Below are 20692 nucleotides of genomic sequence, written 5' to 3'. Positions count from 1 at the left end.
CCTTATGCCGCCGAGGTCTGTTTTTCGTAGAGAAAATGCAGCACTTTCTGACGCAGCTGGTGATAACGCACGTCATCCGCCAGCGCCACGCGTGAACGCGGCCGGGCCAGGTCAATCGTCAGGATGTCGCCCACCTGCGCCGCCGGGCCATTGGTCATCATCAGCACCCGATCGGACAGCAACACGGCTTCATCCACATCATGGGTAATCAGGACGATGGTGGTGTTCAGCGCCTGCTGGATGCGCATGACGCTGTCCTGCAGATGCGCGCGCGTTAAGGCATCCAGCGCACCGAAGGGTTCGTCCAGCAGCAGCACGCGAGGTTTCATTGCCAGCGCGCGGGCGATGCCGACGCGCTGCTTCATGCCGCCGGAGATCTCGCCGGGGCGCTTATGCATGGCATGACTCATTTGCACCTGGTTGAGGTTGTGCTCGATCCAGTCACGTCTTTCGGCTTTGTTCATCTTGCTTTTGAACACCTGCTCGACCGCCAGCTCAACGTTTTGATACGCCGTCAGCCAGGGCAACAGCGAGTGGTTTTGAAACACAACGGCGCGCTCAGGGCCGGGGCCGGTGACTTCGCGGTTATCGCATAACAGGACGCCGCTGGTAGGCCGGGTTAAACCGGCGATCAGGTTGAGCAGCGTGGATTTGCCACAGCCAGAGTGACCGATCAGGCTCAGCGTTTCCCCCTGATGAAGATCAAAGCTGACATTATCGAGCGCCAGAAAATCGCCGCCGGAGGTGGTAAAACGCTGGCTGACCTGCTGTACACGAATGATAGGTTGCATAGTGTTCCCCTTATTTATCCCAGCTAAAACGACGCGCCAGCAGCATCAGTCCCTGCTCCAGTAGCAGGCCAACGACGCCAATCAGCAAAATGGCAATCAGGATGTTTTCAACATTGAGGTTGTTCCACTCGTTCCAGATCCAGAAGCCGATCCCCAGGCCGCCTGTCAGCATTTCGGCGGCCACGATCACCAGCCAGGCGATGCCAATCGACAGGCGGACCCCGGTCAGCACCGCTGGCAGAACGGCGGGAAACAGGATGCGGCGCAGGATGGTCCATTCCGACAGTTGCAGCACGCGCGCCACGTTGAGGTAATCCTGGGGAATGCGCTGTACGCCTTCTGCGGTATTGATAATCATCGGCCAGATGGAACAGATAAAAATGGTCCAGCTGGAGGCCGGTTCGGCCCGCTGAAACAGCAGCAGGCCGATAGGCAGCCAGGCCAGCGGGCTGACCGGGCGCAGTAGCGCGATAACCGGATTGAACATGCGTGCTACAAAGGTAAAACGCCCCAGCAGAAAGCCTGCGGGAATCCCCACCAGCGCGGCCAGACCAAAGCCGACAGCCACGCGCTGCAGCGAGGCCAGCACATTCCAGCCGATGCCCTGATCGTTAGGACCGTTGTTATAGAACGGATCGGCGAACAGGACTTTCGCCGCCTCCCAGGTGGCGTACGGGCCGGGAAAGCCTTTGCTGGAAAGCGCCGCGATCTGCCAGATCAGGAGCAGAAGCAGCACACCGCACAGCGCGGGAATGGCACGCTGCAAAAACGGACGCAGGCGCGCAGGTGAACGCATCTTTTTCGGCGTCACCTGAAGAGGCACCACGGTGGCGTGGGTGGGCAGCGTCTCAGGCTGCGCCAGCGAGCGAGTCTGGGTTTTCATCACGACCTCTCTTTATGGTTAATGGCAAAGCTGGCGGCGTAAGCGGCAGGATTCGTGCCATCCCATACCTTGCCGTCCATCAGGGTGCTGCTGCGCATCTCATTGCCGGGCAACGTGACGTTGCCGACAGCGCTGGCAGCCTGTTTGTAGATATCGATCTGGTTGATCTGCTTTGCGACAGCCAGGTAGTCCGGATCCTGGGTCAGCATTCCCCAGCGCTTAAGCTGGGTAAGGAACCACATACCATCGGACAGATACGGGAAACTGACGCTGCCGTCATGGAAGAAGCGCATCGCATGCGGATCCTGCCATTTCTGTCCCAGCCCGTTTTCGTACTGGCCGAGCATGCGGCCTTGCAGAATCTCAGGTTTGGTGTTGATCCAGGCGCGCCCGGCCAGCACCTGCGCCGTTTCGCGGCGGTTATCATCGGAGGCATCGATCCAGCGTGCCGTCTCAAGGACAGCCGCCGTCAGCGCGCGCGCCGTATTGGGGTTCTCTTTCACCCACGCGGCGCGGGTGCCGAGAATTTTTTCGGGATGATCGGGCCAAATCTGCTGACTGGTGACGACGGTAAAACCAATATCGTCGCTGATGGCGCGCTGGTTCCACGGCTCGCCCACACAGAAGCCGCTCATATTGCCAATCTTCATATTCATCACCATCTGCGGCGGCGGCACGACGACGGTGCGCACGTCATCAAACGGATTGATACCGGCATTCGCCAGCCAGTAGTACAGCCACATCGCGTGGGTGCTGGTCGGAAAGGTATGGGCAAAGGTGAGACTGCCTTTGGCCTGGCTGTCGATGGTCTTTTTCAGGCTGGCGGCATCGGTAACCTTCTGCGCTTTCAGCTGGTTCGACAGGGAGATCGCCTGGCCATTGTTATTGAGCGTCATCAGGTTCGCCATCGCATGCTGCGGGCCGGCAACGCCCAGTTGCAGGCCATAGATCAGGCTGTACAAAACGTGTGCCGCATCAAGCTCACCGGAGATCAGCTTGTCGCGGACGGCTGCCCAACTGGCTTCTTTACTGGGCTGTAGCGTCAGACCATATTTTTTGTCAAAGCCTTTCACCGAGGCCATGACGACCGGCGCACAGTCGGTCAGCGGAATAAATCCCACCCGCACGGTGGCTTTTTCTGGCGCATCGGAACCCGCCGCCCATACGGCGTTGCGCAATCCCGGCAACAGCCACAGCCCGCCAACGGCGGCGCTGGATAACAGCAGTTGACGACGAGACAGTGAAACTGGCGATTTGCTCATTTTTTGCCACCCTCAGGAAATAAAAAAAGGCGTCCTCTCCACTGCTTTCACAGGGAGATGGACGCCTTTATCCAAAGCACTCGCTTTACCGCCGTTGGCAAAGCAAATGCACACACTCAGTAAGGTAAAGCAAACCGCGTGCCAGCTTTGAAACGGTCCTGCGCGTGGCGCTTCAGGGTTTCCTCTGGCGAGTTTTTAACCGATTTTGCACATTGGTGACGCAGATCACGCACAAGCATTGTGCAGCTAACGCTTTCGAGTTACCTCTTCATCGTGGCGGCCACCGTGACGATCGCCTGAGCGATTTCCGGCAGCCGTTTGTTCTGATCCATCGCGCTTTTACGCAGCCGTTGCCAGGCGTGCTCTTCACTCAACCCATGCTGCTGCATCAGCCAGTTTTTAGCCTGGTCGAGCAGTTTGCGCTCTTCCAGCGTGGCGCGCAGAGTGGCCAGCTCATTGGCCTGATGCTGCAAACGCTGGGACTGCTCCGCGATCAACGACAGCAGCGAGCGACCGAGCTGGGGCGCCAGCCCGTCGCTGTTCAGCGCACCGGACTCGGCAGCCAGCCAGTCCGCCCCGGAGACATATAACGTAAAATTGCAGCCCGACTGTGCCACATGCAGGGGTTCAGCGGCCTGATGCTGTGCCAGTGCGATCGCCTCGCGGCAGCGCGACATCAGCTTGGCTGACAGCTGATCCTCCAGCAGTTTCATTTGATCGATACGCTGTGACAGCAGTGAAAACCAGTGCGGTGCGCCGCTGTCATCCCGCCGCCCGTCGGTACAGGCAATGCGCCGCAGTCGTTCAATCTCGCGACTGGCCTGCGCCAGCGGCTGCCAGTGATGCAAAACCGCCTCATCGGCAAACTGCTGGAACGTCGAAAAACTTTGCTCCTGTGCTTCAATTAAGGCCACCATGGCGCTGCGCTGCTCTGCGCTGAACTGGCCGGCGGCAAAGCCGGCCGCTCCCAGAGCGCGTTCCTGTCCCGCCAGCTCTTTGCCCTGCATAAAGCTGAACAGCGCAATGAGCGCGCGGGTAATGTCAGGATGGCTGGCGGTGTCGGCGGCTTCAAAGACCAGGTTCAGTAAGCTACGGATAATTGTGTTGAATGCCGCAACGGCCTGCGCGTGCGCAATCTGTTGTTGCGTAATCTGCTGGCGCAACGCCGGTAACCCGGCCAGGGCCTGCAGCGCGGCGGCGATCAGGTTACAGAACCGGCTGTATCCCGGCTGGGCTTCGGCTTTGGGTAAGGCCTGGCAAAAATCCCGTTGGCAGCGCGCCACATCCTGCTCACTGGCGAGCCGCTGCTCACCGTAAAGCCGGCCTTCAGAACAAATCCACAGAGTGCTCGCCCCCCGCTCACGCTGAAGCTGATGCACCAGTTCGCTGACGGTGGTAATGAGTTTACCGGTCTGGCGAAGGCGTTGCAGGCTGGCAATATCGCTTTGCCGTGAGGCCTGCACCCAGCTCAGTGCGTCATCCATTGCTCACCCCCTTTTCGTACAAAAAAGGAGTCAAGCAAAAGCCGTGCCGTCTTTTCTTAGCCTGACGGCTTGTGCCGCACGTTCCGCCCTTTCCGTTTCTCACTGCGGTGTAAAGTGGTTAACGCGGCTTATTCTTTTACCCAGGCCGCCGGGCCGTGGCAGGGATCGGATCACCCGCTTTTTTGAGGCGAAATGTCGCGAGTAATGCGCCCGATACTGCCCCGGAGGCGCCATCCCTGAAGCCCCTGCACAAGGAACGGGCTAAACGGCCATTACCATGCTATATCATTGGGTGCAATGGTTTGAATTCTCAAAAGTCTTAGGTAGACTGAGCGCTGTAAAGAGTGACCATGAGCGGCCTTGTCTCTGAACAGATCACCTGCCCGGCTGTGCGCCTCCCGATGAGGAGGCGCGATACGTGTGATAAACATCGTGCAGGCAGAGACACTGACGTGAGGAAAAGGGTGAAAAATCATTTAGCGTTTTGCCCGTTAGCTGCACATTTTTTGTCCGGCAGCAAAACGCCCCCTCCTCGGTCAATGCCGATTCGCCGGTGACGTGCAGTGGAACGCGCGCGCCCTGTTCGGGACATGCCCACCGCCCTTGCCTGAGTCAGGCCGCGCGGGCAAAGGCTCAACACAGCCCCGGTCCACCCTGACGTTGCCGATACGGATATGCCATTGCGGTGATGTCCGCGGGCAGGCTCCCGGCGAGGTTGAGCTGACCACCGGTGTGAACCATCGTCCTGACGGTGACACGCGAGGCAGCACGCATTTGCATGGCCAGATAACTTAACCCCTGTGCGTTGACGTGGGTGGCGACAGCAGACACTGCGGTCCTGTCACGACGGCAACCTGGATCATGAACTGATGAAATTTAACCCCTGCCGTCCTGCGCATGCTGCCGGACGCGCAACGCAACGCGGGAAGTACACACAGCCATGAGCGTGGAATCTTCACCGCGTGAGGTGACGACCTCTGGTCGCGAAAATTTGTTACTTAAAGCGGCCGCGCCTCTGCTGAATGCGGTGGTGCAAATTCGTCAGGCTGCTACCCACGATGACCCGGCAGGTTTACGTCAGTCTCTGATTGATGAAATCCGCCTGTTTGAACAACGCTGCAAGCAGGCAGGCCTGCCGTTTGAGATGATCATCGGTGCACGGTACTGTGTGTGCAGTGCCCTGGATGAAGCCGCCGCGCAAACGCCATGGGGCACGCGCGGCGTCTGGTCCGGCAACGGCATGCTGGTGACCTTCCATAATGAAAGCTGGGGCGGCGAAAAGTTCTTCCAGCTGCTTTCACGCATTTCACAAAGCCCTCAGCAGCACCTTTGGCTGCTGGAAATTATTCATTACTGCCTGCTGCTGGGTTATGAAGGGCGTTACCGGGGCAGTGAAAAAGGCCGGGCGCAGTGCGACAGCCTGCGGGCAAGGTTAAAAGCGCTGATCGACGAAACCCGTGCGCAGCAAACCACGGAGTCCACGCCGCTGGTGCAGGTACATCCGCTGGTTAATACGCTGGCCCGTCCGATGGTGCCACTCTGGGCCTGTGCCATGCTGGTCGCCCTGATCGGCTGCCTGATTTACAGCGGACTCAACTGGCGGCTCGGCAACGCGGCTGAGCCTCTGCTGCGCAGTCTGTATAATATGCCGTTGCCACAAATCATGATGAATCGTCGCCCTTCTTCGCCACAGGCGCTGCTCGACTTACGTCAGCGGTTAAATGACGTGATCGCCGCCGGCCAGCTCGAAGTCAGCGACGGTGCGTTTGGCAGCAAAGTGATTATCCCGGCAGACAAGCTGTTTGCCGAACAGGGCACGGTGATTAATCCGGTGGGCCGGGCGCTTCTGGCGCGCGTCTCCGCAGCGATGAAAGACGTCAAAGGCACCATTCTGGTGTCGGTGTTTACCGACGATCAGCCTGTTGACGGCAGTCGGTTTGCCTCAAACTATGAATTCTCTTTCGCCCGTGCCCGTGCGATTAGCCAGTTACTGCAGGTGCAACTGGCCGATTCACACGTGCTCCGGTCAGAAGGCCGCGGCGACAGCGATCCGCTGCTGCCCAACGACAGCAGCGAGAACCGTACCCGTAATCGCCGTGTTGAAATTACGCTGTTTGCCGCACCTGAAACACTGAGTACTCACCAAGGAACACCCTGATGCGCGCTTCTTTCCGCTTATTCTTAACGCATCGGCTGCTGTGGAGCTTTATTGGCGTCACGGCACTGAGTTGCCTGCTGTGGATGCTGGGACCGCTTATCGCGTGGAATGAAACCCGCCCGCTTGAACCCGCGCTACACCGCAAGATTGTGGTCAGTCTGCTTTATCTTCTCTGGATTGGTTTCCAGCTGATTCCTGCGCTGTACCGTGCCTGGTTCAACAGTCGCCTGCTTGACCGGTTGCAGGTCGCAGAGAGCGACGATCCGGCGGAACGGCAGGCCACTGAGGCGCTGCTCAGCCAGCGCTTTAGTGAGGCGGCCATGCGCCTCAAGCGCACCCATTTTGGCCGACGCCAGGGCAGCCTGTGGGCACGGATTAACGCCAATTACCTCTATCAGCTTCCCTGGTATCTGATGATTGGGGCGCCGGGTGCCGGTAAAACCACCGCTCTGCTCAATGCCGGCCTGAAATTTCCCCTGACCGATACGTTCGGCAACGAGGCCGTTCGCGGCGTCGGCGGTACCCGGCACTGCGACTGGTGGTTCACCGACAGCGCCGTGCTGATCGATACCGCCGGGCGCTATGCGTTACAGGAAAGTCAGCGGGCACGCGATGCCAGCGAGTGGCAGAGTTTTATCAATCTGCTAAAGCGCTATCGGGCGCGGCAGCCGATCAACGGCGTCATCCTGACCATCAGCGTCGCGGATTTACTCAGCGATTCGGCTGAGGCGCGTTACGAACAGGCGAATGCGCTGCGCGAACGGCTGAACGAACTGCATCAGCACACCGGTATTCATTTTCCCGTCTATGTCATGGTGACCAAAACCGACCTGCTGAAAGGCTTTATGAGTTATTTCGGCAGCATGGAGAAGGCCCGCCGCGATGCTATCTGGGGCTTCACGTTTCCCTGGGAAGCCGGTAAGCCACACAAGCAGGACTGGCATCTTCACTTCGAGGGGCAGTTTACCCAGTTAGAACAGCAACTGCAGCAGCAACTGGCCGGGCAAATGACCCATGAGCGCGACCTCAATGAGCGGGCAGAATGTTTTCTGTTTCCGCAGGAGTTTGCCTCGCTGCGTCCCCTGCTCAGCGAATACCTGGACAGCATTTTTTCCCCGCGTTCTGAGACCGTGGCCTGGAATCCTCGTGGGCTGTTCTTTACCAGCGGTACACAGGAAGGTTTGCCTTTTGACCGCGTGATGGGCGAGCTGAGCCGCAAACTGCAACTGCGTCAGGCGGGGGCACACTCGATTGCCGCCTGGGATCGGGTCAACCGCAACAGCCCTATTCCCGGCAATAAAGGCCAGAGCTTTTTTATTCGTGATTTGCTGAGCAATCTGGTGTTTAAAGAAAGTGGCCTGGCGGGCAGCAATCGTCGCTGGGAATACCGTAATCAGCTCCTGCACTGGATTGGCTACGGTATGCTGGCCGGGGCGCTGGTGATCATGAGCGGACTGTGGTTGATCAGCTACTATCAGAACCAGCATTATCTGCAGCAGGTTACCGCGCGCGTACCGGCAATTTCTGCACAAAGTCAGCAAGTGATACATCAGCCCGCTGATAATATTTTTGATCTGCTACCCTTTCTGAATAACCTGGTGAAGTTACCGGTGTCCGACCAGTTTTCTCTCGATAATCCGCCGCTTACTATGCGGGCAGGCTTATATCGTGGCAATCAGGTCAGCGATGCCGCCTGGGCGCTTTATCAAAATGCGCTTAAGTCTTTACTGCTGCCCCGGGTCGCTCAGCAGATCACCAACCTGCTGCGTAACGATCCCGGTGATGACAATGAATACAGTCGTAATGCGCTCCGCGCTTATCAGATGCTGTATCAGCCCAGAAACTACGATGGGGAATTTCTACGGGCCTGGCTACTGCAAAATCTGCAGCGTTCGTTACCTGAAAAGGTCAGCGCGCGGGATCTGCAGCAGCTTGACTGGCACTTAAGCCAGCTACTCGATCAGCAAATTCAGTCTTCACCTTATGCGCGTGACAATGCGCTGATGATGCGCAAGCTGGCTGATAATTTGAACAATGCGGGGCGCGGCGGCGCGGTACTGGCGATTGCCCCCGCGAAGGCACAGCGCCCGACAACGCATAATCCATAATGGCGAGGTGAACATGTCTGTATCTCTGGCCCCTGGCTGGTTTGGCAAACTGCCCTCAACAGGGGACTTTATACATCATCGGCTCACTGAACAGGTCATCACGCCGTGGAATCACTGGTTTCAGCAGGGCCTCATTCACTGGCATCAGCAGGACGCGGCCGTGAGCGCCGATTTTCTGCGCGCGCCGGTGTGGAATTTTGTGTTACCGATCACGCCAACGCGTCAGCAGGTACAGATGGGCTGCCTGTTACCGTCATGCGATCGTGTGGGGCGCGCCTGGCCGCTGCTGGCCTTGCTGAGCTTTCCGCTCAGTCAGTGGCATCCGGCACAGTTAACGATCTCGGGAGACTGGTATCAGGATTTGGGGGCCACGCTGCTGAATGCCGTGACTCACGGCCTGAGCCCGGACCAGCTCGATCAGCACATCCAGGCCCTGGCTCCGCTGATGGTCCCGGTCCAGCAGCCGTCAGATATTATGGATGTAATCGGTTTCGCGGACCTGCCCTGCACGCTGAGCTGGCAGGACGTCGCCGAACATTTCGACCCGCAGCAACACATAAGTTACTGGTGGAGCAACCGCAGTGACGGTTTCGTACATGCGACACACAAGCATAGCGGTACCCTCACGGCAGAACTGTTCTCATTACTGTTTAATCCGGCAGCAGGTGCACAGCCGGGACGCAACGGCCTCTATCCACCGATGTTCGAGTGAGACGTTGCCTTTGTCCTTCATAACGGGATAGCTCATGCAATTTACCATCGTTCAATGCACGTCTGATGTGCCGGTGAAAACCGTCACGTTTCATCCGCCGGGCGGCACGATCGGCCGCAGTCAGGATAACGATTTGGTGTTACCGGATGAAGCCCGTTCTATTTCTCGTCTGCAGGCGCTGGTGCACCTGTCCTGTAACGGGGAGTGCCGCCTGACTAATCAGGGCAGCGTGACACCGGTCGAACACAACGGTGTGCCGCTCAGCCGGGGGATGCAGGTGAGCCTGAAACACGGGGATGCTCTGCGCATTGGCGACTATGCCATCGACGTACGTGACCCCGCGGTACAGGGCATCAACAGCGATCCGTTGGCGTTTTTTAGCCATGCGGGCCCGCAGACGAATCCGCTGGATATCCCCGAATTTACTGAAGTCGAAGAGGTCGCTCAGGAACCTGTCGCCAGACGCCACGACCACCGGGGCGATGCCAGACTGGCCATTGAGCCCCAGGCCGGTGAGCCCCGATATGCGCCCTCGCCCGCCGCACACGATCACGATAACCTGGTCGCGGCGCTGCTTGACGGTATGGGACTAAGCAACGGCCACAATACGGTGATTAACGAAGAACAGATGCGGACCACTGGCCGCATGTTAAGTCTGTTTTCGCAGGGCACGGTGGCATTGCTGTCGTCGCGCTCTATCCTTAAACGGGGCGTCAAAGCGGAAATGACGATGATCCTGAACGAAGCAAATAACCCGTTCAAGATTCTGCCCTCGGGCAAAACCGTATTGATGCAGATGTACCAGAGCCAGATGCCGGGCTTTATGCAGCCTGAACAGGCGGTACGGGATGCGCTGGTGGATCTGCAGGCACATCAGTTGGGCATGATCGCCGGGATCCGCGCCATCATCGCCGCCATGTTGCAGTCGTTTAATCCGCAGGGGCTGGAGGAGCAGGCGAAGTCAGACGGTGCCGTGTCAAAAGTCCCGTTTACGCCTTATCAAAAAGCCGCACTGTGGGACTATTTCACTCGCCGCTATCAGCGCACTGCGGGTGAAATCGAAGACGATTTCCATACGCTGTTTGGTGAAGCTTTCCTTCATGCTTACGACATGGAGGTGAATCAGTACAAAGATTCCCAGACGCGTACGGATGATGCATGAATATCGCGTTTGCCCAGCGAAGTCAGCAAGGTCAGCGTGATGAACATGCGGATCGCACCGGTGTGGTACTGGATGCCCATCAGGCCAGCTTCGTGGTATGCGACGGCGTAGCGGGACTGCCCGGTGGGGAACAGGCGGCACAACTGGTATGCGACAGCCTGCTGACTCAGTTGCACACCTGTCCGCACCTTACCCTCGCCTTCACACAGCAGGCGATAGAAACGTGCCGCTCTGTGCTTGAAATCGCACAGGGTAATAATCCGAATTTTGCCGCGATGTGCACCACGCTGGCGGGCCTGTTTATCGACCGCACCCGACAGCGCGCATGGTGGGCGCACGCGGGCGACAGCCGGGTTTACCACTTTCGGCATGGCGTGCTCAATGCGGTCACCCGCGACCACAGCCTTGTGCAAAAACTGAGCGAGGCAGGCTATGAAAATACCGGAATTAACAGTAATTTACTTTATAATGCGCTCGGCACAGAACCTGCCCATCCTGTGAGCTTTTCTGACGAAATACTGCTGGAAGACGGCGATGCGTTTTTAGTCTGTAGCGACGGGTTTTGGCTCAATCTGACCACCCGGGAAATGGAGCAGACCTTGCGCATGGTGAATGCCTGTGAAGAGTGGCTGACGTTGATGGAACATGCCGTGAGCCGTGAAGTAAAGAAAGATAATCTGAGTGCGCTGGCCGTGTGGATCGGCGAACCGCAGGAGGCCACGCTGCTTTATTCGCTGGCTGACTCAACCCGTTTTCTGCCCTCTCGTGATGGATGAAAGAAACGCTATGAAAGTGTGGTTGCCCGCTCTGGCTACCTTGTTGATGGCCTTTACTGCGCAGGCGGAAAATTATCGCGTGGTGTACTCACCCAGCCTCGAACTGGAAGTGTATATCGACAACGTTGAAGGCAAAACGCCCGACGACTGGTGCCAGGAGACACTGCCACTGCGTATTGTCTCGGGTAAGAGCCAGAATGCAGAGATCCTTAAATCGTTCCTGCCGCGCGTCGGGACACTGTTAGCGAATCAGTGTAATGAACTGGACGTTCTGCCCTGGCAAATGACCAACAGCCAGGGCAGCGTGCTGGCTTCCGGCAGCGCCAGTAAATTGCAGAACTGGCGTCTGATTGTGAACGCCGATGCTGCCACAAGCAGTAACGTTCCGGTTGTCGCGTCGCGGCCAGCAGACAGCACCCCGTTACAGCATTTTGCGTTACCTGATGGCTGCCGCTTTCGCACCGCATGGGACGAAAACGGATTGTCGATCTTTGTCCCGCAAGGCGGTCGGTTGCGCTGCTCGTCGGAAGGCTGGCTCGAAGGCAACAGTGATATTACCGTCAGTGGACACGGCCAACCGCAGACGCTTGCCGTCACGTTTTACCAGGGTTACCCGATCGCCAGTCTGGCCATTGCCGGTAACGCCCTGCAAATCGTTAGCGTCAATAAACAGCGCATGATTGTGACCCGTGCTGATGCGCCTGACAGCTGGCTGGTGCTGCCTTTCGACGATACGCAACATCTGTGGCGCTTTGAGGGCACCCTTCTGGTCAGAGCGGATAAAGCCACTGCGCAGCAGAATGCCAGCGCCCTGTCTTCACGGCTCGACACGCTGCGTAGCCGGTGGGCAGGCAGTTTACCGTCACAACAGAAAGTGAATGTGTTACTTGTGGACACCTTGCGCGCGGATCAGGTTGATCCCGGCGCAGGTGCCTGGCGTAACATCCATTAATTATCGCGTTGCCTGGCAAGCAGGCCCAGTTCAGAGAGTCCACTATGTCGGCTAATGACAATCAGAAAGCAGTACCGAATGCCTTGCCTGACGGATATCGCTTTAACGAGTTCGAAATCAAAGAAGTGATTGGCGGCGGCGGTTTCGGCATTGTCTATCGCGCATGGGACCATCAACTTGAACGCACCATTGCCATTAAAGAATACATGCCTGTTTCGCTGGCGGTCAGGACGGCGGATATGTCGCTGGAATTGCGCGGTGAACGTTTTCAGAAGCTGTTTAATGCCGGTCTGAACAGCTTTATTCAGGAAGCCCGACTGCTGGCACGCTTCAATCATCCGGGCCTGTTGCATGTCCTGCGCTTCTGGGAACAAAACGGCACCGCCTATATGGGCACACTTTACTACAACGGCATGACGTTGAAAGAGTGGCAGTTAACCAGCCATGAGTCTATCACCGAAGACTGGATTCGCCGCTTACTGCCGCCCTTGCTGGGGGCTATCAATACCATTCATCAGGCTGGCTATCTGCATCGTGATATTTCGCTGGATAATATTCAGATTCAGGAAAATCAACTGCCGGTGCTGCTCGACTTTGGCTCTGCCCGCAAAGAGATAGGCAATCTCTCTGATGAAACCGAAATCATGCTGAAACCGGGTTTTGCCCCCATTGAGCAGTACAGCGAAGAAGGCGAAGGTGAACAAGGCCCGTGGACAGATATCTATGCGCTGGGCGCGGTACTGCACACGCTGATTACCGGCTCCCCGCCGCCGGTCAGCGTGGTGCGCTGCATTGAAGACAACTATCAACCGCTGGTAGTGCGTAAGCCTTCAGGCTATTCGCTGCCGCTGCTGCATGCCATTGACTGTGCGCTATTGATGAAACCGCACGATCGTCCGCAGAGCATCGACGTGTTTGCTGCCCTCATTGCCTTACCGGTCAGCGATGTGGAGGCGGTCGTTAACAGTCTGCAACAGCGCAATGACGCGCAAAACCAACTGGACGCAGCCGCGGCCGACACGGTCCCACCGGTGGTCCTGGCGATGAATCACGGGGCGACGATGGCGGAACCGCTGACCGGACGCACAGTGCGTCGTCTGTCACCGGGGCTTCTGGCGCTGGCCGCCGTTGCCGTTATTGCCGTCGGCGCGGTGGTGTGGGTTGAAAACTCGCAAACCGCTTCGGTGCCGCAGGTGGCGAAACGCAGTGCTGCACCAGCGACCGGCACGGTGCCCGCGGGCCTGGCGATGGTTTACCTGAAACTGGCCGGTGATGAACAGGTGGTCCTGAACGGTCAGCCCGTGGCCTTGCACGCCAGCAGCAACGGTTTTGCCGTGCTGAACCTGGCGGCAGGCCAGTACCGCATTGATGTGCATGCCGGGAATACGACGCGCAGTCAGTCCGTGGTAATTGACAGACCGGGCACCTGGCTGATTAACCCAACCCAGTGACCGGATGCTGCTGGCCTGGCGGGCGCGGATTACGCCTGTCTTGGCCAGTGCTGCTGCAGTTCACGCACCTGGCGCGCCAGGCGGATCAAATCGTCCTCCTGCATCCCGCGCTTAGTCAGTTCTTCTTCCAGCGAAAACAGGTACTGGGCGTTCGAGCCTAACGGTCCACTGGCCGCTGCGATCAGGGGCGCAACCGCCTGAGGACAGGTATCCGGTTCATAAAGCGGATGACGCGGATCCATAATAAAAACCAGCGCCGTCACGCGGCGTTGATCGTCCAGCACCAACTCACACCAGGTCGGCAAATAGCAGCCGGTGATCATTTCACGCTTCCACAGTAATGCCAGTTCGTCGTGCAGCCGTGATTCCGGCAGGCGAAATGCCAGTCCCTGCGTAATGCCACCCTCTTTCAGCGCCAGCATGCGCCCCGGATGGGAAGCCGTGCCGCGCCCGGCTGTGAGGCGCAAGCAAAAGGCACGGTGCCAGCCGTGCAGCGAGGCCGATGCCACTTCATCGGCTTCAAATACCGGGTTCCACATCAGAGAACCGTAGCCGAAGATCCATACCGGGCTGTGATCGGGCCGACATGCCAGGGTTGCCGCCAGCGACGCCGCGCGCTGTTCACAACTCCACAGTAATGTCTCCTCAATATCACCAAATGATGTTTTACAATCCGCTTTTAATAAAAATTCCCGGGTAAGCAATGCGACCTCCTCGACTTTCACCACGTCCTGTGTAAGACACTCCTCGGTTCTGTTGCGTGAACATTCACAAATTTACGCTGTATTCATTAAACTGACATTAATTATTAACAAAATCAGTTTCAAGTAAGAGTGGGAATATCCGCTAAAAAATAGCCTTTATTTAACTATTAAAAGCGGCAGCTATAACACCCAAAAAAAGTGTTTTACAGCGCGTAAAACGGTAAGGGCTGATGAGTTTCTTCACGGCATCCTGGCGTTCAGGATAACCCCTGCTCGCGCAACGTGAAGTAAACATGCGTAACGTGGGCGCGACAAGAAGCCTGAAACGTGGGCGATCAGAGGGAAGAAATGCGCGTGAGAACGGACATGATGCTGGCGGGACGGGACATATAAACGGGCCTGCTGTTCAGGCCCACAACGCAACACACTATTTTTTGGGATGCCATTTATCGTCATCCCCTTTTTCATAGTCATGTTTCACCGCTGACCAGGCCACTTTATGGGCCACTTCCTCGCGTGATTCATTGCCTCGTCGGTCATCGGGATCCTTATATTGTGACCAGGCATTGTTAAAGGCCTGCTGATAGATATCCTGGGCATGCGCTGGCAGGACGTGCTTAACGCTTTCTGGCAGGTCGCTTCGCTTAGCATAAGGCATCGTTTATCCTCCTCTAACATGATGGTTTATAAGTCTGGCGCAGATAAGCCAAAATGCAAACTGTGGTTTCTGCGCCTCTCCGCTTGTTATTTCTCTGTTCCGGCATTAACGATCACCTTATTGGGATGTATTTTGCAATAATGCGGAAGATTATCGCGAAAGAAGATTTGCTTTATGACTGATTTATCTGACAAAAGCGGGAATAAATTTTTATAAACCCCTTTTCAGGCTGAATGTGTGTGAAAGTAAAAAGCGGTAAATTTTCACCTGCTGTTCGATTGAAAAGTTACACTGCCTGACTTATATATTTCCCTGTCAGGATGGGTAAATGAATTGCCCCTTTTATTCAGCAGCGAGGAGAGTGAATGCCTTTACATGAAAAAACACGTCACAAAGAGTTTTCACTGATACTTCCCCTTATTGCCCTGGGTGTACTCTATTTTTTTGGTGCACAAACCTCACTCCCGCTCGTCGTCGGCATTAATTTACTGGCGCTGGTTGCTATTCTCAGCAGCGCGTTCAGCGTGGTGCGTCATGCGGATGTGCTGGCTCACCGCCTGGGCGAACCCTATGGTTCCCTGATCCTCAGCCTGTCTGTCGTGATTCTGGAAGTCAGCCTGATTTCGGCACTGATGGCCACCGGCGATGCGGCACCTGCGCTGATGCGCGATACGCTCTACTCGATCATTATGATCGTGACCGGCGGGCTGGTGGGCTTTGCCTTACTGCTGGGCGGCAGAAAGTTTGCGACGCAATACGTGAATCTGGCCGGGGTAAAGCAATACCTGATCGCTATTTTTCCGTTAGCCATCCTGGTGCTGGTGTTTCCGAATGCCTTGCCGGGCGGAAATTTCACCGCTGCGCAAAGTTTACTGATTGCCGCTATTTCTGCCGCGATGTATGGCGTTTTCCTGTTGATTCAGACCAAAACGCACCAGAGCCTGTTTGTCTATGAGCACGAAGATGACAGTGATGATGGCGATCCTCACCACGGTAAACCTTCTGCGCACAGTAGCCTCTGGCACGCCATCTGGCTGATCGTGCATCTGATTGCGGTGATTGCCGTCACCAAGATGAATGCTAACCCGCTGGAGCATCTGCTGACCGACCTCAACGCACCGAAGCAGTTCACCGGCTTCCTGGTGGCGTTACTGATCCTCTCACCGGAAGGTCTGGGTGCCATCCGGGCCGTCCTGATGAACCAGGTACAGCGCGCGATGAACCTGTTCTTTGGCTCAGTGCTGGCCACGATTTCGCTGACCGTACCGGCGGTCTCTATTATTGCGACGCTGACAGGCCAGGAATTGATATTCGGCCTGGAACCGCCGCAGATGGTCATTATGATTGCCTCTCTGATCCTGTGTCAGATTAGCTTCTCAACCGGCAGAACGAATGTGCTGAATGGTGCCGCGCACCTGGCCTTATTTGTCGGCTATCTGATGACCATCATGCTGTAATCTCACAAACCTGAGACGAAAAAAAAGAGCGAGAATTCGCTCTTTTTTCGTCTGCACTGCGGCTTATTTGCTGGTGTCCAGTGCCGGGAAGCTTTTCACCAGATCGTCAATCGCCTTCATCTGCACCAGGAACGGTTCCAGTTTATCCAGCGGTAACGCCGACGGACCGTCGCATTTGGCGTTGTCCGGCTCCGGATGGGCTTCAATAAACAGGCCCGCAATGCCCACCGCCATACCGGCACGCGCCAGTTCGGCCACCTGAGCACGGCGTCCGCCTGAGGCTGCACCGAACGGATCGCGGGTTTGCAGCGCGTGCGTCACGTCGAAAATCACCGGCGAATTATTCGTCACCTTCTTCATGACGTTGAAACCCAGCATATCCACTACCAGATTGTCGTAGCCAAAGTTACTGCCGCGGTCGCAAAGAATAACCTTGTCGTTTCCGCCTTCGGCAAACTTGTCCACGATGTTGCCCATCTGGCCGGGGCTGACAAACTGGGGCTTCTTGACGTTAATCACCGCGCCCGTTTTCGCCATCGCCTCAACCAGATCGGTCTGACGCGCCAGGAAGGCCGGCAGCTGAATCACGTCAACAACATCTGCCACAGGCTGAGCCTGCGCCGCTTCGTGCACATCGGTGATGATTTTCACGCCAAAGGCCTGCTTCAGCGCCTGGAAAATCTTCATGCCCTCTTCCAGGCCGGGGCCACGGTAAGAGTGGATGGAGGAGCGGTTGGCTTTGTCAAAAGACGCTTTGAAAACGTAAGGAATGCCGAGTTTGTCGGTCACGTTTACATAATGCTCGCAGATGCGCATCGCGAGGTCGTAGGATTCCAGCACGTTCATGCCGCCGAAGAGAACAAATGGCAGATCGTTTGCGACCCTGATATCACCAATACTGACAACTTTCTGTGTCATGCCCTTTCCTTATCTGGGGTGACGCTTAATGCAGCGTCACGCGTTTTTGTTCGATTGCGTGAATCTGGACTTTAATCATTTCGCTGACCGGATCCTCAGGACACTGTTCAACGAAGTAGGTTAAGTCCGTTAACGCGATATGATCGCACTCAAGCTGTGCATAGATTAATCCCCGATCGCGAATTTCATAGGGATCGTCCGGGTCAATGCGCAACAACACCTGGCTGACGTTCAGGGCCAGCTCCATCTGCTTTTCTTCCATCAGCGCCGCTTTCAGCGTATCCAGCATTTTGCGCATTACGCTGACGGTTTTGGCTTCGTCGAGATCGTCATCATACAGACGCGCCAGCGGGCTGATATTGCCTTTCAGCCATACTTCGAGCGTGTGCGTATCCAGGGTTTCCCCGTTGAACGGATTAATCAGCCACTTGTCGCCATCCAGCCAGTCGGCGCGCAGAATCAACTGCGTCGGGAAAATCACCGGCATCAGGGGCAGTTCCAGTTCCGCCGCAATATGCAGCAGAATCACGCCCAGTGACACGGCGGTTCCCTGACGGGTTTTCAGCACTTTATCCAGCCAGAGTGCATCAGACAGATTATACACGCCGCTGGCACCGCCAAATTTCCACTGCTTGTAAAACAGCTCCAGCAGCTTTTCGAGCTTTAAATCCGCATCCTGTTGGTCGCTGACGTAATCCCGGGCTTCAGCCACTAACGCCGCTAACTGTTGTTCGACCGACAGGGTCGGAAAATCGGTGCGAATGGCTTTGGTTGCACCCATCACCGCCTCACAGAGCGGTGTTTCACTGTAATCGAGTTGTTCGGTGGAGCTCATACTATCCCCAATAACGGCATTTTACTCAGTGCCAGCTTAATGATCGTCACCAGCGCGATTAAGGCGACCACAAAGGCCATCCAGCGGGTGCGATCAGAACGAGGGCGGCGGCTCAGCGCCACGGACCCAAGGGCAATATAGATAATAACGCCTAACAGCTTCTCCGTCAGCCAGCTTCCCTGAGGTGAAAAAGGATAGAAGTGGGTCAGCATTACCAGCGCTGCGCCGCTCAGCAGCAGCAACGTGTCGTTGACATGTGGAAGAATACGGACCCAGCGGCGTTGCAGTATGGCTGCGCCAACGCGCTGCCAGTAGAAGCGCAGCAGAAACAGCGAAACCGTGATCGCCACGGTCAGCAGATGCAGGTTTTTTAGCAGTGGGTAATAAGTAAACATCATTCATCCCTGTGATTTTACGTTGCGGCACTATACCGGTATCGGCGCGGTCTGCCCAAATGTGACCCGGGGATTGCCACCGTAATCCTTCACCGTGTCCACTGCCTGATAGTGGTGCTGGCACATCAGTTGACGCACCGCCTCATCCTGCTGCCAGCCATGTTCCAGGAGCAGCCAGCCACCCGGCTGTAACCAGGCGGGTGACTGTGCGATCAGCCACCGGAGATCGGCCATGCCCGCTTCCTCTGCCACCAGTGCGCTGCGCGGTTCAAAACGCACATCGCCCTCCTCCAGATGGTGATCGCTGGCATCAATGTAAGGCGGATTACTCACGATAAGATCAAATCGGATCGGGGTGAGCTGTGCAAACCAGTGGCTGTGCATAAACGTCGCGTTAGCTATCGCCAGATGCGCAGCGTTATCCTGCGCCAGCGCAACGGCAGCAGGGACACGATCAACGCCGATCACGGTGCAATCGGGCCGTTCGCTGGCAATCGCCAGGGCAATGGCACCGGTGCCCGTGCCGAGATCCAGCACGCGCGCAGGTGCGGCAGGCAATCGGGCCAGCGCCTGTTCAACCAGGATCTCGGTATCCGGCCGCGGGATAAGTGTGGCGTCGCTAACCCTCAGCGGGAGCGACCAGAATTCGCGCTCGCCAACTAAATGGGCAATCGGTTCTCCCCGTGCGCGCCGTGCCAGCAACGCCGTCAACTGTTGTAACTGCGCGTCACTGAGCAGGGTTTCATCAAAAGCCACCAGCCAGCTGCGGGGTTTGCCTGTGACATAACCCAGCAGGATTTCCGCATCACGCTTCGGGCTGTCGCCCCCACACAGCGTGGCAACCGCCTGTTTGAGCCAGTGGCGAATATCCATTAATCCTGACCGGCCAGCGCCGCCAGTTGGTCAGCCTGGTATTCCTGAACGATGGGTTCGATCAGGCTGTCCAGTTTACCTTCCATGGTTTCATCCAGACGATAAAGCGTCAGGTTGATGCGATGGTCGGTCACACGGCCCTGCGGGAAGTTATAGGTGCGGATACGATCGGAACGGTCACCGCTGCCCAGCAGGTTACGGCGGGTGCTGGCTTCAGCTTCGTGACGTTTTGCCATTTCGGCCGCATGGATACGCGCGCCCAACACCGATAAGGCTTTTGCCTTGTTCTTGTGCTGAGAGCGTTCATCCTGACATTCCACCACAATACCGGTCGGCAAGTGGGTAATACGGATCGCGGAGTCGGTGGTGTTAACGTGCTGCCCACCGGCACCGGAGGAGCGGAAAGTATCGATTTTTAAATCTGACGGGTTGATCTCGGGCAGCTCCGCTTCCGGCAGTTCAGGCATCACCGCCACCGTACAGGCAGAGGTATGAATACGGCCCTGGGATTCCGTCTCAGGTACGCGTTGTACGCGATGGCCGCCGGATTCAAATTTCAGTCGGCCATAGGCACCGTCACCCATAATACGGGCAATCACCTCTTTATAGCCACCGTGCTCACCGTCGTTAGCGCTGACGATTTCCACACGCCAGCGACGTGACTCGGCGTAACGGCTGTACATACGGAACAGGTCACCTGCAAAAATGGCCGCTTCGTCGCCACCGGTACCGGCACGGACTTCGACAAAACAGTCGCGCTCATCGTCCGGATCTTTCGGCAGCAGTAACAGCTGCAACTGTTGCTCCAGCGCGTCGGTTTTCTCACGCGCCGCCTGCAGCTCTTCCTGCGCCATATCGCGCATTTCAGGATCGTCGAGTAACATTTTAGCCGTCTCGATATCATCCTGGTTCTGCTGCCAGTCGCGGAAGCAGCGCGTGACATCGGTCAACTGAGCATATTCACGCGACAAAGCACGAAAGCGTTCCTGATCGGCAATGACGCCTGCATCGCCCAGCATCGCTTCCACTTCTTCGTGGCGCTCCTGCAGCGCTTCCAGTTTCGCAACAATAGAGGTTTTCATTTAACTGTGGGATTCCCGTAACAGAAGACGA

Annotated in this window: 20 protein-coding genes; 8 read left to right on the top strand and 12 right to left on the bottom strand. The window is 56.8% G+C overall.

Annotated elements, in window-relative coordinates:
• Positions 1 to 2: 2 nt before the first annotated feature.
• The 5 genes from RAC90_RS03710 to RAC90_RS03690 form a co-directional block, all read right to left on the bottom strand.
• Positions 3 to 791 (bottom strand): ABC transporter ATP-binding protein, encoded by a 789-nt coding sequence (locus RAC90_RS03710; RefSeq protein ID WP_375092608.1) that lies wholly within the window; start codon positions 789 to 791, stop codon positions 3 to 5.
• 10 nt (positions 792 to 801) lie between these two features.
• A complete protein-coding gene (gene ntrB / locus RAC90_RS03705; protein ID WP_006118920.1) occupies positions 802 to 1674 on the bottom strand; it encodes a nitrate ABC transporter permease in 873 nt (290 codons plus the stop codon).
• The gene (locus RAC90_RS03700; protein WP_375123975.1) at positions 1674 to 2936 is read right to left on the bottom strand and encodes a CmpA/NrtA family ABC transporter substrate-binding protein; all 1263 of its coding nucleotides are present in this window, start codon (positions 2934 to 2936) and stop codon (positions 1674 to 1676) included. Before RAC90_RS03700 ends, ntrB begins: the two co-directional genes overlap by 1 nt.
• 260 nt (positions 2937 to 3196) lie before the next feature.
• Positions 3197 to 4420 (bottom strand): nitrate- and nitrite sensing domain-containing protein, encoded by a 1224-nt coding sequence (locus RAC90_RS03695; RefSeq protein ID WP_375123974.1) that lies wholly within the window; start codon positions 4418 to 4420, stop codon positions 3197 to 3199.
• Positions 4421 to 5053: 633 nt separating this feature from the next.
• Positions 5054 to 5251 carry a hypothetical protein gene (locus RAC90_RS03690; RefSeq protein WP_155489648.1) on the bottom strand — a complete coding sequence of 66 codons (198 nt, stop codon included), beginning with the start codon at positions 5249 to 5251 and terminating at the stop codon, positions 5054 to 5056.
• 109 nt (positions 5252 to 5360) lie between these two features.
• On the opposite strand from RAC90_RS03690, the gene icmH reads away from it, so the two are divergent.
• The 7 genes from icmH to RAC90_RS03655 are packed head-to-tail and all read left to right on the top strand — an operon-like array spanning position 5361 to position 13739.
• Positions 5361 to 6578: a type IVB secretion system protein IcmH/DotU gene (gene icmH, locus RAC90_RS03685; protein ID WP_033741082.1), complete on the top strand. Its 1218-nt coding sequence runs from the start codon at positions 5361 to 5363 to the stop codon at positions 6576 to 6578.
• Complete coding sequence (tssM, locus tag RAC90_RS03680; protein ID WP_033741079.1) at positions 6578 to 8686, top strand: type VI secretion system membrane subunit TssM; 2109 nt, start codon at positions 6578 to 6580, stop codon at positions 8684 to 8686. Before icmH ends, tssM begins: the two co-directional genes overlap by 1 nt.
• Before the next feature lie 13 nt (positions 8687 to 8699).
• Entirely contained in the window at positions 8700 to 9398 is a 699-nt protein-coding gene (gene tagF, locus RAC90_RS03675) for a type VI secretion system-associated protein TagF (protein WP_006118915.1), read from the top strand.
• Between the two features lie 34 nt (positions 9399 to 9432).
• The gene (gene tagH / locus RAC90_RS03670) at positions 9433 to 10560 is read left to right on the top strand and encodes a type VI secretion system-associated FHA domain protein TagH (RefSeq protein WP_033741076.1); all 1128 of its coding nucleotides are present in this window, start codon (positions 9433 to 9435) and stop codon (positions 10558 to 10560) included.
• Positions 10557 to 11336: a PP2C family protein-serine/threonine phosphatase gene (locus RAC90_RS03665; RefSeq protein WP_375123973.1), complete on the top strand. Its 780-nt coding sequence runs from the start codon at positions 10557 to 10559 to the stop codon at positions 11334 to 11336. Before tagH ends, RAC90_RS03665 begins: the two co-directional genes overlap by 4 nt.
• Positions 11337 to 11346: 10 nt before the next feature.
• Positions 11347 to 12288 carry a hypothetical protein gene (locus RAC90_RS03660; RefSeq protein WP_375123972.1) on the top strand — a complete coding sequence of 314 codons (942 nt, stop codon included), beginning with the start codon at positions 11347 to 11349 and terminating at the stop codon, positions 12286 to 12288.
• Between the two features lie 44 nt (positions 12289 to 12332).
• Positions 12333 to 13739, top strand: a complete 1407-nt coding sequence (locus tag RAC90_RS03655; RefSeq protein ID WP_006118911.1) for a serine/threonine-protein kinase — start codon at positions 12333 to 12335, stop codon at positions 13737 to 13739.
• A gap of 29 nt (positions 13740 to 13768) precedes the next feature.
• On the opposite strand, the gene RAC90_RS03650 is transcribed toward RAC90_RS03655, so the two are convergent.
• Together RAC90_RS03650 and chaB are read right to left on the bottom strand one after the other, a co-directional pair.
• On the bottom strand, positions 13769 to 14443 hold the full coding sequence (locus tag RAC90_RS03650; protein ID WP_277284214.1) for a gamma-glutamylcyclotransferase: 675 nt from the start codon (positions 14441 to 14443) through the stop codon (positions 13769 to 13771).
• A gap of 427 nt (positions 14444 to 14870) precedes the next feature.
• A complete protein-coding gene (chaB, locus tag RAC90_RS03645) occupies positions 14871 to 15101 on the bottom strand; it encodes a putative cation transport regulator ChaB (RefSeq protein ID WP_006118909.1) in 231 nt (76 codons plus the stop codon).
• Positions 15102 to 15466: 365 nt separating this feature from the next.
• On the opposite strand from chaB, the gene chaA reads away from it, so the two are divergent.
• Positions 15467 to 16558: a sodium-potassium/proton antiporter ChaA gene (chaA, locus tag RAC90_RS03640; protein ID WP_006118908.1), complete on the top strand. Its 1092-nt coding sequence runs from the start codon at positions 15467 to 15469 to the stop codon at positions 16556 to 16558.
• A 63-nt stretch (positions 16559 to 16621) separates the two neighbouring features.
• On the opposite strand, the gene kdsA is transcribed toward chaA, so the two are convergent.
• The 5 genes from kdsA to prfA are packed head-to-tail and all read right to left on the bottom strand — an operon-like array spanning position 16622 to position 20661.
• Complete coding sequence (gene kdsA, locus RAC90_RS03635; protein ID WP_006118907.1) at positions 16622 to 17476, bottom strand: 3-deoxy-8-phosphooctulonate synthase; 855 nt, start codon at positions 17474 to 17476, stop codon at positions 16622 to 16624.
• A gap of 25 nt (positions 17477 to 17501) precedes the next feature.
• Positions 17502 to 18311 (bottom strand): invasion regulator SirB1, encoded by an 810-nt coding sequence (gene sirB1, locus RAC90_RS03630; protein ID WP_033741062.1) that lies wholly within the window; start codon positions 18309 to 18311, stop codon positions 17502 to 17504.
• The gene (locus RAC90_RS03625) at positions 18308 to 18706 is read right to left on the bottom strand and encodes a SirB2 family protein (protein ID WP_039340706.1); all 399 of its coding nucleotides are present in this window, start codon (positions 18704 to 18706) and stop codon (positions 18308 to 18310) included. The genes sirB1 and RAC90_RS03625 overlap by 4 nt, the downstream gene beginning before the upstream one ends.
• Positions 18707 to 18736: 30 nt before the next feature.
• Positions 18737 to 19579, bottom strand: coding sequence for a peptide chain release factor N(5)-glutamine methyltransferase (gene prmC, locus RAC90_RS03620; RefSeq protein ID WP_375123971.1), 843 nt, complete (start codon positions 19577 to 19579; stop codon positions 18737 to 18739).
• Positions 19579 to 20661 carry a peptide chain release factor 1 gene (prfA, locus tag RAC90_RS03615; RefSeq protein WP_006118903.1) on the bottom strand — a complete coding sequence of 361 codons (1083 nt, stop codon included), beginning with the start codon at positions 20659 to 20661 and terminating at the stop codon, positions 19579 to 19581. The genes prmC and prfA overlap by 1 nt, the downstream gene beginning before the upstream one ends.
• Positions 20662 to 20692: the final 31 nt, after the last annotated feature.

This window comes from Pantoea sp. CS_6 (assembly GCF_041954745.1).
Lineage (GTDB): Bacteria > Pseudomonadota > Gammaproteobacteria > Enterobacterales > Enterobacteriaceae > Pantoea > Pantoea stewartii.
The sequence above is the reverse complement of the archived record's forward strand: the minus strand, read 5'-3'. Positions and strand labels throughout refer to the sequence as shown.

Coding starts and splice junctions, on each gene's coding strand:
- RAC90_RS03710 (WP_375092608.1), bottom strand. CDS start 791: ATGCAACCTATCATTCGTGTACAGCAGGTCAGCCAGCGTTTTACCACC.
- ntrB (WP_006118920.1), bottom strand. CDS start 1,674: ATGAAAACCCAGACTCGCTCGCTGGCGCAGCCTGAGACGCTGCCCACC.
- RAC90_RS03700 (WP_375123975.1), bottom strand. CDS start 2,936: ATGAGCAAATCGCCAGTTTCACTGTCTCGTCGTCAACTGCTGTTATCC.
- RAC90_RS03695 (WP_375123974.1), bottom strand. CDS start 4,420: ATGGATGACGCACTGAGCTGGGTGCAGGCCTCACGGCAAAGCGATATT.
- icmH (WP_033741082.1), top strand. CDS start 5,361: ATGAGCGTGGAATCTTCACCGCGTGAGGTGACGACCTCTGGTCGCGAA.
- tssM (WP_033741079.1), top strand. CDS start 6,578: ATGCGCGCTTCTTTCCGCTTATTCTTAACGCATCGGCTGCTGTGGAGC.
- tagF (WP_006118915.1), top strand. CDS start 8,700: ATGTCTGTATCTCTGGCCCCTGGCTGGTTTGGCAAACTGCCCTCAACA.
- tagH (WP_033741076.1), top strand. CDS start 9,433: ATGCAATTTACCATCGTTCAATGCACGTCTGATGTGCCGGTGAAAACC.
- RAC90_RS03665 (WP_375123973.1), top strand. CDS start 10,557: ATGAATATCGCGTTTGCCCAGCGAAGTCAGCAAGGTCAGCGTGATGAA.
- RAC90_RS03660 (WP_375123972.1), top strand. CDS start 11,347: ATGAAAGTGTGGTTGCCCGCTCTGGCTACCTTGTTGATGGCCTTTACT.
- RAC90_RS03655 (WP_006118911.1), top strand. CDS start 12,333: ATGTCGGCTAATGACAATCAGAAAGCAGTACCGAATGCCTTGCCTGAC.
- chaB (WP_006118909.1), bottom strand. CDS start 15,101: ATGCCTTATGCTAAGCGAAGCGACCTGCCAGAAAGCGTTAAGCACGTC.
- chaA (WP_006118908.1), top strand. CDS start 15,467: ATGCCTTTACATGAAAAAACACGTCACAAAGAGTTTTCACTGATACTT.
- kdsA (WP_006118907.1), bottom strand. CDS start 17,476: ATGACACAGAAAGTTGTCAGTATTGGTGATATCAGGGTCGCAAACGAT.
- sirB1 (WP_033741062.1), bottom strand. CDS start 18,311: ATGAGCTCCACCGAACAACTCGATTACAGTGAAACACCGCTCTGTGAG.
- RAC90_RS03625 (WP_039340706.1), bottom strand. CDS start 18,706: ATGTTTACTTATTACCCACTGCTAAAAAACCTGCATCTGCTGACCGTG.
- prmC (WP_375123971.1), bottom strand. CDS start 19,579: ATGGATATTCGCCACTGGCTCAAACAGGCGGTTGCCACGCTGTGTGGG.
- prfA (WP_006118903.1), bottom strand. CDS start 20,661: ATGAAAACCTCTATTGTTGCGAAACTGGAAGCGCTGCAGGAGCGCCAC.